The following is a 12862-nucleotide window of genomic DNA, read 5'->3' as shown; positions in this document are numbered from 1 at the left end:
GATGCGCGCGGTCGCGACCGCCGCCGGCCGGGGCGGGACCCTCGCCGACGCGCTGGCCCAGGACGCCGACGTGGTGGCGGTGCTCGATGCCGGCACGCTCAAAAGCCTGTGCGACCCCGCGGACTATCTCGGCGCGGCCGACCATCTCGTGCAACGCGCCTTGGACGCCAGGTGACGGCGGCCCGGAGTTCCGCGTGGGAATGGCATCCGGCCACCTGGCGCGACCGGGTCGCCGCGCACCAGCCGGACTGGCCCGACTCCTGCGAGCTCACCCGCGCGCGGTTGCGGCTGGCGAGCGAACCGCCACTGACCACCCCCGAGGACGTCCGCGACGTCCGGCGCGCGCTCGCCGAGGTCGCCGCGGGCCGGGGGTACGTGCTGCAGGGCGGTGACTGCGCCGAACCGTTCGGCGTCGCCGCCCGCCGTGGCGCACTGGCCAAGGACGAGATCCTGGGCGCGTTGTCGGAACGGATCAGCCTGGCGATGGACGTGCCGGTGCTCGCGATCGGACGACTGGCCGGCCAGTTCGCCAAACCTCGCTCCGCGCCAACGGAGGTGATCGACGGCGAGGTGCTGCCGACCTTCCGCGGCCTCGCGGTGAACAGCCCGCATCCCGTGGCGTCCCAACGGGTTCCGGACGCCCGGCGGATGGTCACGGCCTACCACTCCGCCCGCGCGGTGATGGCGGACCTGGCCCGGCGGCGCACCGGTATGAGGGTCAGCCACGAGGCCTTGCTGCTGGACTACGAGGAAGCCCTGGTCAGGCTCGACCCTGGCACCGGGGGCTGGTACCTCGCGTCCACCCACTTCCCGTGGATCGGCGAGCGCACCCGAGCCGCCGACGGCGCGCACGTCGAGTTCCTGTCCGGCATCGCCAACCCGGTGGGCTGCAAGATCGGCCCGGACGCCACTCCCGGCGAGGTCGTCGCACTGTGCGGGAGACTCGACCCGGAACGCCGGCCGGGCAGGCTCACGCTGATCTTCCGGCTCGGGGCGCGTCGCGTCCGGACCCTGTTGCCCCCGTTGGTGCGCGCGGTGCGGGACGCGGGCCATCCCGTCGTGTGGATGTGCGATCCCATGCACGCCAACACGAGGACCACCGGCACCGGCGTCAAGACCCGGCACCTGGACGACGTCACCTGCGAAGCGGCGGCGTTCCACGAGACCCTTCGCGAACTCGGCGAGTGGCCGGGCGGGCTGCACCTCGAACTTGCGGGGGAGGACGTGACGGAGTGCCTCGGCGGCTCGAGCGTGCCCGACGAGGCCGCGCTGGCGCGCCGGTACACCTCGCTGTGCGATCCGCGGCTCAACAACGAACAGGCCCTGCTGACGGTCGAGGGAGTCCTGCGGAGCGGCCTGTCCCTCCGATCATGAACCCCATTATCACCGAATGTATCATTGTTGTTTCGGAGAGTAACGAGTAAACTCAATTATCTGGGAGCGCTCCCATTCCGCCGCTGCTGTTCGGTCATCGGAGAATGGAGGCTCAATTCATGCGTGCGCGCAACACCACCACCTCCTGGTCCGTCGTCAGACGCCGAGGCGTCGTCGCCCTGATCATCAGCATCCTGGCCTGGACGTTCCTCTGGACGCCGACGGCCTCGGCGCACGGCACCATCGTCAGCCCCGCCACCCGCGCCTACCAGTGCTGGCAGACCTGGGGCAGCCAGCACACCAACCCCGCGATGAAGGACCAGGACCCCATGTGCTGGCAGGCCTTCCAGGCCAACGCCGACACCATGTGGAACTGGATGAGCGCGCTGCGGGACGGTCTTCGCGGGAACTTCCAGGGGGCCACGCCCGACGGCCAGCTCTGCAGCAACGCCCTGTCGCGCAACAACTCCCTGAACACGCCGGGCCGGTGGAAGACCACCAGCATCGGCGCCAACTTCCAGATGCACCTGTACGACCAGGCAAGTCATGGTGCCGACTACATCCGGGTCTACGTCAGCAAGAACGGGTACGACCCCACCACCCAGAGCCTGGGCTGGGGCAACCTCGACTACATCATGCAGACCGGCAGATACGCCCCGGCCAAGGACATCAAGTTCAACGTCCAGACGTCCGGGGCCTATCGCGGGCACCACGTGATCTTCACGATCTGGCAGGCCTCACATCTCGACCAGGCCTACATGTGGTGCAGTGACGTGAACTTCGGCTAGCGGCACGGGGTTCGCCCTCGCCCAGTCGTCGACGTGGAACGGCGAGGCGTCGTCGTCCACACTCGACGCGTGCGCGACCACCGCGGCCGGCACCTGGCCATCGGTCAGGCCGAGCCGGCCGCGGTAGTCCGCCGCGAACGCCGTGGCGACCTCCTCTGCGGTCAGTTCCGGCACGTAGTCGGCCAGGCCCGCGATGGAGCTTTCGCGCAGGTCGTAGCCGAGCGCCTCGGACACTTCCGTGATCACGGCCCGCACCCGGTCCGACACGGCGACCTGCACGACCGTGCTGAACAGGGAACCGGTGGCGGTGACGCGTTGGGCCGAGCCTACGATCTTCGTGGTGCCGCCGACGTTGATGCTGTACTCGCCGGGGCAGTACTCGCCGTCCACCTCGCCGACACGGGCGTCGACGTCACCGAGTCCGCGCAGTACCCGGACGTGGCTCTCGGCGTTCGCGGCGAAGGTCGCGCTGCCCGAGTGCCGGATGCCGGTGGTGCGGTCGAGGTGGTCGATCACGACGGCGCCGCTGTCGTAGGCGACCATCCGTCCGCCCGGCGACCGGACCACCGGCTCGAACCCCGCCGCGCGGGCCACCCTGGTGGCCGCGGCGATGCCGGGGGAGCGGAGGTCCCGGCCGCTGAAAGCGACCGCGGGGCCGTTCGGCACGTAGATGTGGACGAGCTCTGACCACTCGGCCTCGGGCGCGCGCAGCAACAGCGCCGGGATCACCAACTCGGTGACCGCACTCCCTGTGCTCCCGGTGCTCCCGGTGACCAGCAGTCGGGTGTGGTCGAGGTTGTTCGCAGTCGGCACACCGTGATTCTCGACCATGGCCGGCGAGACGTCAGATGTGCGCTTCACTATTGCTTCAGTGTTGACTAAAGTCAGTCCACCTCGGCAGGCACGTGTTGCGGCACGTTCGGCTGACATGCTCTGCACATGCGACAGATCACGGTGCTCGGCAGTTGCGGCGCCTTTCCGGAGCCCGGCCGGGCGTGCAGTGGTTTCGCGGTGGACTGGGACGGCTACCGCCTCGTACTCGACCTCGGCTACGCCACGCTGCCGCGCCTGCTCGCGCACTGGAAGGACGGTGCCATCGACGCGGTCGCCATCACGCACGAACACCCCGATCACTGCGTCGACCTGCACGGGCTGTTTCGAATGCGGCTCTACGGCGGAGCCGCCGAGAGGCTCCCGCTGTACTGCCCGCCGGGCGTGCTCGACCGGCTCAGCGGTCTGGAGCCCGACGTCGACCTGGAAGCGGTCTTCGACCTGCATCCGCTGCCCGGCTCCTACCGGGCCGGGCCGTTCGAGCTGACCGGTCTGCCGCTGCCGCACTTCGTGCCCAACGCGGGTATCCGCCTGCAGACGGGTGAGATCGCCCTGGCCTACTCCGGCGACACCGGTCCGGACGCCGCGCTGGCCGAACTCGGCCGTGACGCCGACCTGTTCATCGTCGAGGCCACCGACCGCGCCGGCGAGACCCAGCGGTCCGACCGCAACCTGATGACCTCCGCCGAGGCCGGCCGGTGGGCGCGGCTGGCCGGAGCGCGCAGGTTGATGCTCACCCACTTCTGGCCGGGCAACGACCGGGAGGTCTCGCTGGCCGCCGCCCGTGCGGAGTTCGACGGCGAAGTGCTGGCAGCGGAGGAAGAACTCGTCGTCGCGCTCGGGCCGGCCTGAACGCGGGAGGGCCCGCACAGCGACTGTGCGGGCCCTCCCGATCGGTCATCCGCAGTGCGAAGGCCCGTCGTACCAGGCGTTCCACACGCCACTGAGCGTCACTCCGCCACCCCAGATGATGCACCTGCCGGGCGCGGACAACTTCACCGGACCGGCATAGGTGGTGAAGCGGTCGTCGTCGTTCTTCATGCCGTGGCCCGCCTCGCCGATGGCGGCCAGCAGGCGGATGGGGGTGCCGGGGTTCGTCCGCCACGTGACCACGCAGTTGGTGCTGCCGTTGTACAGCAGGTGGATGGTGGCGACGTTGCCCAGCTTGTGGCTGTCGATCTGGTGGTAGCTGCCACCGCCGCAGGCCTCGATCGGTGACGACGCCGCCTGCGCCGTCCCGCTCGTCAGGGCCGTCGCGCCGAGCACGACCGCGGTGATCGCCAACGCGTTCCTGAACTTGTTCACAGAACTCCGTTTCCGAATGTCGGGGCTGCGACTACGCCTTGAGGCGATACGCGCGCAGAACCGTTTGGTCGACGGTGTTTCCGTCGCTGTCGCGGGCCGTGATCCGCAACGACACGAACCCGCCCGCCTTGCCCCCACCAGGAACCATGCCGCTGACCGGTGTCCAGGTCGCACCGTCGTCGAACGACGCGTAGGCGCGGAGTTCCCGCATGACCGCCTTGCCGGCCCCGGACTGACGCGACACGGTGAACTTCGCCGGCATCGGGACGCCCGCCTTCCAGCTGTTGCGCAGGTCGAGCGGGAGCGAGTAGTCGACCTCCAGCAGCGGCAGCTTGCCGTCGGCCGGTGACGAGAACTCCCACGTCGTGTGCACGTCGGTCGACAGCGCCACGGTGTCGCGCGTCGCGTGCAGGTCCAGCGTGAACCGGCCGTCCCTCGCGGGTGCGTAGAACGTGCTGTTGTGCAGGAAGTCCGTGCCCAGCGAGACTCCGTCGCGTTTGAGCTCCATCTGGATGCTGCCGTTGTGCACCCGGCCTTCCACGGACTTGGAGGTACCGAACGGCGACACGTTCGCGTGCAGGTGCGGGTACGCGCGGAACACGCCACCGCCGCGCGGCCACGGCGCGTCCGCCTTGCCGAGCCTCGGGGCGGTCACGCCGCGCAGGATCGAGCGCTCGTACTTGCGGCCCGGCTCGAACTTCTCCGCCCGCAGGTTCGCCCACGAGTGCGACGACACGTCGTCACCGTCAGCGAAGCGGCCGACGGAACCTTCGTTGTACCAACCGCCCGGCGAGAAGTACTCGACGCGGGTGGCGGGTGAGCCGAGCGGTTCGTCGATGAAGAGGTCCGGGTTCACCACGCCGCCGGCGACCGGGTAGTTCCGCGTCGTCACGGTGCTGTCCTCGCCGGACGTGTGGTAGCGCGACTTGACCTCGGCGAGCGCGGAACGCTTGACGGGGTAGGTCTTTCCGGCCGGGATCGCGCCCTTTTCGGCCTGGTGCAGGGTGTACGACACCGGCGAGGTCGTCAGGGCGCGGAACGTCAGCCTCGTCGGCGTTTGCGGTGCGAGGTGCTGGCCCATGGTGATGACGGGCAGTGCCATCCGGTCGCCCCACGCGACGTCGGGCGGACCGGCCCAGAGCACCGCGACGGCGCCTGCCTGCTTGAGTTCCCTGGCGACGCTGAACGAGAACTCGTTGTGCGGGCGCACCAGCACCATCTTCCCTGCTACGTCACCGCCGCGTTCCACGACGTCGTAGGTGTGGTCGCCCTGCGGCAGGTAGGGGCTGTCGCCGTCGTAGGTCACCGGGAACCCGCCGACGACCGCGATCCTCGGCTGGGCGGCGACGATCAGCGTGTCGTAGGCGAGGTCCGGCATCGGTTCGCCGAACGACATGCCGTACACCGGCACCCGTCCGTCGATTCGCGACCAGATGGAGTCGCGGAAGGCCGGGTTCACCGGGATCTTCATGGTGGTCACCCGGTACAGCGGTGCCACGCGGTCGTCGTCCAGCGCGAACGCGATCGGCTTGGCCTGCCGCAGGTCGAGGTGCACCGAGACGTCCGCCGCCGTCGAGAAGCGGCCCGACACGTCGGTCACCGACGCCGGTGCGTACCACGTGCGGGTGTCCGTGCCCTCGGCGAACCGCGCCAGCACGGTGTAGTTCCCGACCGGCAGCCGGGCGGCGAGCTTGCCGTCCTTGCCGACTTCGAGCACGGACGAGTCCTTGGTGGCCATGTCGATCAGCACCACCCAGCCGTTGCCGACGGGTTTGCCGTCGCGGCCGGTGATCTGCAACGACAGCCCGTGGCGCTCCTGCTCCACGGTGCCGCCGACGGACGTGGTCAGTTCGATCTGGGGGGCCCCAGTGGCGCGCAGGCGTCCGGAGAACGCGCCGAGACCCTTGGCCGGGTCGAGCACGACGTCGACGGAGGCCGATCCGTGCGCGGGCACGACGACCGACGGCGCGACGGTGAAGCGGTCGCCCAGATCGTGCTGCAGGGCAAGGGAAACCGGCTGGTCACCGGTGTTGGTGTAGGTGACCTTCTTCGTGACCGGTTCGGTGTGCGGCCAGGTCACCAGCCCGAACGACAGACTGCCGGCGTCCGCCCGCACCTGCTGCGTCACCGCGCGACCGACGTTCAGCAACCCCGTACCGCCGTCGTCGGGCGAGAACCCGAGCGTCTTCACCGTCGTCATCAGCCGCGCCTTCAGTTCGGCCGCGGTGATGGACGGATCGCGTTGCAGCACGATCGCCGCCGCGCCCGCCACGTGCGGGGCGGCCATGGACGTGCCGGACAACCGCGCGTGCAGGTCGTCGACGGCGGCGTCCGGGAGCGTGCCCGCGGCCCGTGCGGCCACGATGTCCGTGCCCGGCGCCGCGATGTCCGGCTTGACCGCGAAGTCCTTGTACCGGGGCCCGCGCGACGACGACTCGTTCACCGTGCCGGACTTGGTCAGGTTCGCGACCGCCAGCACCGCGTCGGCCGCTGCCGGGCTGCTGACCTTCTGCCAGCCGCCGAAGTTGCCCGCCGAGATCACGAACAGCGCGCCCGTCTCGGCGGTGAGCTGGTTGACCTTGGCAGACAACGGGTCGGTGCCGTCGCTCTCGTAGCCGCCGAGGCTCATGTTGACGACCTTGGCCCGGACGTCGCGGGTGGCCCACTCCATGCCCGCGACGATCGCGCTCTCGTAGCATCCGTCGAGCTCGCACACCCGGCCGACCGCGAGCTTCGCGCTCTTGGCCACGCCCCGGTACTTCTCGCCGCGTCCGGCGATGATGGACGCGACGTGGGTGCCGTGGCCGATGGTGTCCTGGATGCCCTGCCCCGTGAAGTCCTTCGCGACCGTCACGACGTCCTTGAGCTCGGGGTGTTGCTGGTCGTAGCCGGTGTCGAGGACCGCGACCGTCACGCCGGCGCCGTCGAACCCCGCCTCCCAGGCGGCGGGTGCGCCCACCATCGGCACGCTCTGGTCCAGCGTGACGCGGGCCTTGCCGTCGAGCCACAGCTTCTCCGCGCTCAGCGTGGCCGCCCGGCGCTGGGCCCACTGCTGGGCCGCTTCCTTCTTCTGCACCACACCGGCCGTGCGGAAACCGTTGTTCAGCAACGGAATCCGGTCGGTCTTCCGGTCGGTGTAGCCGTACGAGTACAACGCGGTGACGTCGAAGAACCGCTTGTCGATGCGGTTCTGGGCGACCGCACCGACGGCGTCCGCGGGCACCACGTACTGGTGGCCGTTCTGGACGTACTGGGCGAACGTCATACCCGGCCGGCCCTCGACCCGGACCAGTTCGCCCTTCTCGTTCACGACGACCTCGTCACCGCTGATCAGCGTGATGACGTCGGCCGGTGGCGCCCCTGGCCCGGTGGTGGCCGGCGCGGCCTGCGCGCTCGCCGGCGGGCTGAGCAGCCCCGCGGCGAGCGCGGTGATCATGAAACAGCGTGCTATGCGCACGTGTCCTCCCCACAGTGGATGAGACGGCGTCAACCGCTCACTTCCACCAAACTGAGAAAGCGCTCGCCAGGTTGCACAAGATCAGGATTCGAAGTTCTCCCGCCGTTGTGCAGACCCGCCGTGGCACCCATACGGTCGAGGTGGGAGGTCGGTGATGCGAAGCCAGTTCGAGTACCTGCTGGTGCTGGGTGCGTGCGTGCTCATCACGGTGCCGCTCGAGTGGATGGGACGTGGCGTCTACCGGCGTGGCCCGGACCTGGCGCGCGCCATCGCGCCGGTGCTGCTCGTGCTGGCGGTCTGGGACGTCGTCGCGATTCTGCGTGGACACTGGAGCTTCCATCCCGAAGCGACGACAGGCGTGACGATCGGTGGTGTGCTGCCGATCGAGGAAGTGCTGTTCTTCGTCGCCATTCCACTGTGCGCGGTGCTGACCTACGAGGCCGTGCGCGGGCGGTCGGAACGCTGGTTGCGCGATGTTTAGGGAGTACCTGCTCGCCGCGGCCGCCGCGGTGGTCGTGGTGCTGCTGCTCGAACTGTGCGTGCTGCGCACCGGGTTGTTCAAGCGGCCCGCTTACTGGGTCACGATGCTGATCGTGCTCGGGTTCCAGGTGCCCGTGGACGGCTGGCTGACCAAACTGGACGCTCCGGTCGTGCTGTACGCGGACTGGGCGATCAGCGGGCTGCGGGCGCCGTGGGACATCCCGGTGGAGGACTTCCTCTACGGCTTCGCGATGGTCACCGCCGTGCTGCTGCTGTGGGAACGGGGAAGGCTGGCACGTGAACAAGCTTGAGGTACCGGGGAAGTTCACCCGCGCCGCTCGCGGGTACGACTTCCTCGTCGGGCTCAATCCCGGCTATCACCAGGCGTTGCGCCGGTCGGCCCGAGCACTCGGCCTCCGTCCCGGCATGCGGGTGCTCGACCTGGGCTGCGGTACCGGTGCCTCCACGGCGGCGCTGGTCGCGTCCGCGCCCGGCGTGGAGATCGTCGCCGTGGACGCGTCGGAGGGCATGCTCGCGCGGGCACGGCAGAAGCGCTGGCCGGACACGGTGAGGTTCGTGCACAGCCGTGCCGAGGACGTGGACGAAGGGCGGTTCGACGCGGTGTTCGCCGCCTACCTGGTGCGCAACCTGCCGGAGCCGGACGGGTTGTTGCGGCGGGTCCGCGAGCTGCTGAAACCCGGTGCGCCGCTGGTGTTGCACGAGTACTCGGTGCGGGACTCGGTGGTGAGCACGGCACTGTGGACGATGCTGTGCGGCTTCATCGTGCCGGCCGGCTGGCTGGTGACGGGGGACCGGTCGCTCTACACCTACCTGTGGCGCAGCGTGATGGACTTCGACGGTGCGACCGCGCTGCGAGACCGGTTGCGCCGCAACGGGTTCGTCGGAGTGCGCAGCGCGCCGTTGCCCGGCCTGCAACTCGGAGTGGTGCACACGTTCGTCGGACACACGCCAGAGCGGGAGCAGCGGTGAGGGATCGCAAGGCCGTCCGGATCCCGGCACCGGCCGGGCGCGCGCAGTTCGACGGGGACGCACCCGTGGTCGTCGTGGTCGGCGGGGGCATCGCGGGGCTCTCCGCGGCGACGCTGCTCGCCGAACGCGGGGCGCGGGTCGTGCTCTGCGAACGGGAGAACTACCTGGGCGGCCGCGTCGGCGGCTGGAGCACCAGGCTCGCCGACGGCAGTGAAGCCACGATGACCCGGGGTTTTCACGCCTTCTTCCGGCAGTACTACAACCTGAGGGCGTTGCTCAGGCGCGTGGACCCGGCCAGCCGCGCGTTGACCGGGTTGCCGGACTACCCGCTGCAACACGCCTCCGGCCACCGCGACCGGTTCGCCGGCCTGCCGACGGCCGTGCCGTGGAACGCGCTCGCGTTCCTGCGCGGCAGCCCCACGTTCCGCTGGCGAGACCTGCCGCAGGTCAACGCACGCGCGGCGCTGTCGCTGCTCGACGTCTCGGTGCCACGGGTGTACGACGAGCTCGACGGTGTCGACGCCGCGTCCTACCTCGAACGAATCCGGTTCCCCGAGGCCGCGCACGCGCTCGCCTTCGAAGTGTTCTCCCGCAGCTTCTTCGTGCATCCGACGCAGATGTCGGCCGCCGAGCTCGCGGTGATGTTCCACGTCTACTTCCTCGGATCCTCCGAGGGGCTGTTGTTCGACGTCGCGGCCGACCCGTTCCCGCACGGTCTGTGGGAGCCGCTGCGCCGGCACCTCGCCTCGCTGGGCTCGACCGTCTGCACCGGCGTCGAAGTCGGGTCCGTGCGGCCGGGCGAGCACAAGCGCTTCTCGGTCACCATCGGCAGCGGCGCGATCGAGGCGGACGCCGTGGTGCTCGCCGCCGACGTCCCCGGCCTGCGCGCACTCGTCGGCGCCTCACCGTCGCTCGGTGACGCGGCGTGGCGCGAGCAGGTCGCTGAGCTGCGCACCGCGCCCCGGTTCCTCGTGTCGAGGTACTGGCTGGACACACCGGTGGACCCGGACCGGCCGGGTTTCCTGGGCACAGGCGGGCACGACCTGCTCGACAACATCAGTGTCCTCAACCACTACGAGCACGAGGCGCGGGCGTGGGCCGCGCGCACCGGTGGCGCTGTGGTGGAACTGCACGGCTACGCGCTTCCGTCCGATGTGGACGAAGAAGCCGCCCGTGCCCGGCTCTGGGAGCAGCTGACCGAGGTCTATCCGGAGACCAAACGGGCGGGCGTCGTCGACGAACGGCACGAGCTGCGCGAGGACTGCCCGCTGTTCCCGGCCGGCGGCTACACCCGCAGGCCTGAAGTGACCACACCGGACGACTTCCTGGTGGTGGCGGGCGATCTGGTGCGGATCGACCTGCCGGTCGCGCTCATGGAACGCGCGGCGACCACGGGATTCGCCGCCGCGAACCAGCTGCTGAGCCGCTGGGGTGTGGCGGGTACCGATCTGTGGACCGTGCCGACGGAAGGCCGGGTGCCGTTGCTGCGCGCGGTCGCCCGTCGCTGGCGCACCTGCTGAGCGGCGGGCGCCACGCCCTGTCCGCGGTCACGACCTGCGGGAGCGTTCCGCGAGCATCGCTCTCAACTCACTTTCCCCGAGTCCACCCCAGATGCCGAAGGTCTCGTGCACCTCCAGCGCGTGTGATCGGCACTTCTGCATGACGGGGCAACGTTGGCAGATGGCCTTCGCCGCGGCCTCGCGCTGGTCGCGGGCCGCGCCGCGTTCGTTGGGCTGGTGGAAGAAGTAGGTGCTGTCCATGCCGCGGCACAGACCGGCGAGCTGCCAGTCCCACGACTCCGCGACCGGCTGAGGCAGACGGGACAGTTCAGGCATGGCGCACGTCCTCTGGTGGTCGACCTCGATGACATCTGCCATCGTAAAATCGACTCAGAATCGGTGCAACTTGAGTCGCTCAGTCGGGGAACCGGCCCGCCTGGCGCAACGCGTACCGGCGTTCGGCGTAGGCGAGGTCGTCACGCCACAACCGGGCCGCCGCCCAGCGCATGACCGGTCGCAACACCCCGGCCGCGGGCTTGGCCAGCGCGAACCCGCGCCGGTCCGAGTGCGCGATGGTCGCCTCCACCACGGCGGTGCGGCCCTCGCGGATCGGGGTCGCGTGCGTCTCGACGACGCTGCCCTCGCCTTCGCCCTCGACGATGTGCATCACGACGGTGCGCGGCTCCGGGCAGGTGAACGCGGCGATCACCGGCACCCCGACCCGGCCTGCCAACCGGAAGGTGACCTCGACCAGGAAACGGTCCTCCGCCTCGGTCGGCGTCTCCAGCACGTGCAGGTTGGCGAACGAGTACGGGTGGAACCACGCGCCGTGCCAGGGATCGAGCCGGTTGGCGACCACGTCCTCCGGATCGCAGCGGCCGATCAGCGTGGCGACGGCGTCGATCGAACCCGGCGGCGGTCGCTCGGGCAGCACCGGAGCGGGCAGCGGCTCCTCGCCCCCGGCCCCGTCCAGCCGGACCCACACCAGCACGCCGTCGTCGTGCGCGGGATACGGCGTCCACGCGCCGAACCGGGTGCCGTCGAGCGCGAGTCCGTGCCAGCGGCAGATCAGCTTCCCCTCGGCCACGGCGCCGTCGCACAGCGGAGCGCCCAGGTGCGGACACGAGCCCGATCCCGCCATGAGCGTGTCGTGCGGCCCGCGCCAGAGCACGACCTCCTGCCCCGCGATGGTGCGGCCACACGGCTTGCCACGCACGACGTCCCTGCTGGCCCCGGCGACGAACCAGTTGCCGGACGGACGCGCGGTGGCCCGCTTGAGCGCGGCCTCGATCAGCGCCGGCTTCGCGTCCTGCCAGGTCGGCCGCTGGTCGCGCCACGGCGGACTCGAGTAGACCCGCAGCGGAATGCGGTCGCGCATGGAAGTCCTCTCCTCAGGCGGCACGGGCGAACACCGCCCTGGCCAGGGCCGGCAGCGCCACGACGAGCCGCCTGCCGTTGGACACGACGACGCGGCGCGACAGCACGTCGCAGTCCGCGTCCTCGACGAGGTCGAGAATGCGTCCGTAGAGCCGATAGGCGGTGAGCACGCACGGCCGTGAGCGTGGCGCGAGCATCCCGATGCCCGGCCAGGCGCGCGTGTACACCTCGCGCGCCCGCCGCACCTGGTCGCGCAGCGCGGCCCGGACCTGCTGGTCCGCCCGGCCGTTCGCACGCGCGTGCAGCAGCCGTTCCCGATCGACGCCGAACGCCGCGAGCTCGTCCGCGGGCAGGTAGACCCGGCCCCGGTCGAGATCCTCCCCGACGTCGCGGATGAAGTTGGTGAGCTGGAAGGCCACGCCGAGCGCGGCCGCGGCGGGCTCGGCGTCCGCGCGGGGCACGCTGGTCCCGAGCACCGGCAACACCTGCAGGCCGATCACCGCGGCGGATCCGTGCACATACCGTTCGAGGTCGGCGAAAGAGGGGTAGTCGGTGACGGTGAGATCCATCCGCATCGACGCCATGAAGTCCTGGAAGTGCCGGACCGGGATGTCGTAGCGATGCACCGTGTCGACCAGCGCCGCCAGCACCGGGTCGCCGGTCGCCCGGCCCGTCAGCGCGTCCCGCAGCCGGACGTCGATCGCGCCGAGCGCCGCGGCCTTCTCGTCCGGTCCACTGTGGACGTCGTCGACGACGTCGTC

General features: G+C 70.3%; 14 protein-coding genes. 8 read left to right on the top strand and 6 right to left on the bottom strand.

Annotated elements, in window-relative coordinates:
* Position 1 precedes the first annotated feature (1 nt).
* The 3 genes from B0F77_RS51025 to B0F77_RS43790 all read left to right on the top strand — a co-directional run bounded on the left by B0F77_RS51025 (position 2) and on the right by B0F77_RS43790 (position 2162).
* Positions 2-175 (top strand): hypothetical protein, encoded by a 174-nt coding sequence (locus B0F77_RS51025; protein ID WP_086668988.1) that lies wholly within the window; start codon positions 2-4, stop codon positions 173-175.
* The gene (locus tag B0F77_RS43795; protein WP_086668987.1) at positions 172-1374 is read left to right on the top strand and encodes a 3-deoxy-7-phosphoheptulonate synthase; all 1203 of its coding nucleotides are present in this window, start codon (positions 172-174) and stop codon (positions 1372-1374) included. Before B0F77_RS51025 ends, B0F77_RS43795 begins: the two co-directional genes overlap by 4 nt.
* 119 nt (positions 1375-1493) lie before the next feature.
* Positions 1494-2162, top strand: coding sequence for a lytic polysaccharide monooxygenase auxiliary activity family 9 protein (locus B0F77_RS43790; RefSeq protein ID WP_086668986.1), 669 nt, complete (start codon positions 1494-1496; stop codon positions 2160-2162).
* On the opposite strand, the gene B0F77_RS43785 is transcribed toward B0F77_RS43790, so the two are convergent.
* Complete coding sequence (locus B0F77_RS43785) at positions 2112-2975, bottom strand: lipoyl protein ligase domain-containing protein (protein WP_143467231.1); 864 nt, start codon at positions 2973-2975, stop codon at positions 2112-2114. The two genes, B0F77_RS43790 and B0F77_RS43785, sit on opposite strands and share 51 nt — an antisense overlap.
* A 126-nt stretch (positions 2976-3101) precedes the next feature.
* Between B0F77_RS43785 and B0F77_RS43780 the strand changes: the two genes are divergently transcribed.
* Positions 3102-3845 carry an MBL fold metallo-hydrolase gene (locus B0F77_RS43780; protein WP_086668984.1) on the top strand — a complete coding sequence of 248 codons (744 nt, stop codon included), beginning with the start codon at positions 3102-3104 and terminating at the stop codon, positions 3843-3845.
* Between the two features lie 45 nt (positions 3846-3890).
* Here the strand turns inward: B0F77_RS43780 and B0F77_RS43775 are convergent, their stop codons facing one another.
* Together B0F77_RS43775 and B0F77_RS43770 are read right to left on the bottom strand one after the other, a co-directional pair.
* A complete protein-coding gene (locus B0F77_RS43775; RefSeq protein WP_086668983.1) occupies positions 3891-4298 on the bottom strand; it encodes a hypothetical protein in 408 nt (135 codons plus the stop codon).
* 31 nt (positions 4299-4329) lie between these two features.
* Positions 4330-7755: a S8 family serine peptidase gene (locus B0F77_RS43770; protein ID WP_143467230.1), complete on the bottom strand. Its 3426-nt coding sequence runs from the start codon at positions 7753-7755 to the stop codon at positions 4330-4332.
* Between the two features lie 154 nt (positions 7756-7909).
* On the opposite strand from B0F77_RS43770, the gene B0F77_RS43765 reads away from it, so the two are divergent.
* Genes B0F77_RS43765 through B0F77_RS43750 form a run of 4 tightly spaced genes read left to right on the top strand, consistent with a single transcriptional unit; the run spans position 7910 to position 10745 of the window.
* Positions 7910-8236 carry a lycopene cyclase domain-containing protein gene (locus B0F77_RS43765; protein ID WP_086668990.1) on the top strand — a complete coding sequence of 109 codons (327 nt, stop codon included), beginning with the start codon at positions 7910-7912 and terminating at the stop codon, positions 8234-8236.
* A complete protein-coding gene (locus tag B0F77_RS43760) occupies positions 8229-8546 on the top strand; it encodes a lycopene cyclase domain-containing protein (protein ID WP_086668981.1) in 318 nt (105 codons plus the stop codon). Before B0F77_RS43765 ends, B0F77_RS43760 begins: the two co-directional genes overlap by 8 nt.
* Positions 8533-9225 (top strand): class I SAM-dependent methyltransferase, encoded by a 693-nt coding sequence (locus B0F77_RS43755; RefSeq protein ID WP_086668980.1) that lies wholly within the window; start codon positions 8533-8535, stop codon positions 9223-9225. Before B0F77_RS43760 ends, B0F77_RS43755 begins: the two co-directional genes overlap by 14 nt.
* Positions 9222-10745 (top strand): FAD-dependent oxidoreductase, encoded by a 1524-nt coding sequence (locus B0F77_RS43750; RefSeq protein ID WP_086668979.1) that lies wholly within the window; start codon positions 9222-9224, stop codon positions 10743-10745. Before B0F77_RS43755 ends, B0F77_RS43750 begins: the two co-directional genes overlap by 4 nt.
* A gap of 27 nt (positions 10746-10772) precedes the next feature.
* Here the strand turns inward: B0F77_RS43750 and B0F77_RS43745 are convergent, their stop codons facing one another.
* From B0F77_RS43745 to B0F77_RS43735, 3 genes are all read right to left on the bottom strand, one after another.
* Positions 10773-11060 (bottom strand): WhiB family transcriptional regulator, encoded by a 288-nt coding sequence (locus B0F77_RS43745; RefSeq protein ID WP_086668989.1) that lies wholly within the window; start codon positions 11058-11060, stop codon positions 10773-10775.
* A gap of 79 nt (positions 11061-11139) precedes the next feature.
* Complete coding sequence (locus B0F77_RS43740; protein WP_086668978.1) at positions 11140-12102, bottom strand: Rieske (2Fe-2S) protein; 963 nt, start codon at positions 12100-12102, stop codon at positions 11140-11142.
* A 13-nt stretch (positions 12103-12115) separates the two neighbouring features.
* Positions 12116-12862, bottom strand: a 747-nt coding sequence (locus B0F77_RS43735) for a phytoene/squalene synthase family protein (protein WP_086668977.1), incomplete at its 5' end; no start/stop codon positions are given.

Origin of the sequence: Lentzea kentuckyensis (assembly GCF_002150765.1) — a bacterium.
Taxonomy (GTDB): Bacteria; Actinomycetota; Actinomycetes; order Mycobacteriales; family Pseudonocardiaceae; genus Lentzea; species Lentzea kentuckyensis.
The sequence above is the reverse complement of the archived record's forward strand: the minus strand, read 5'-3'. Positions and strand labels throughout refer to the sequence as shown.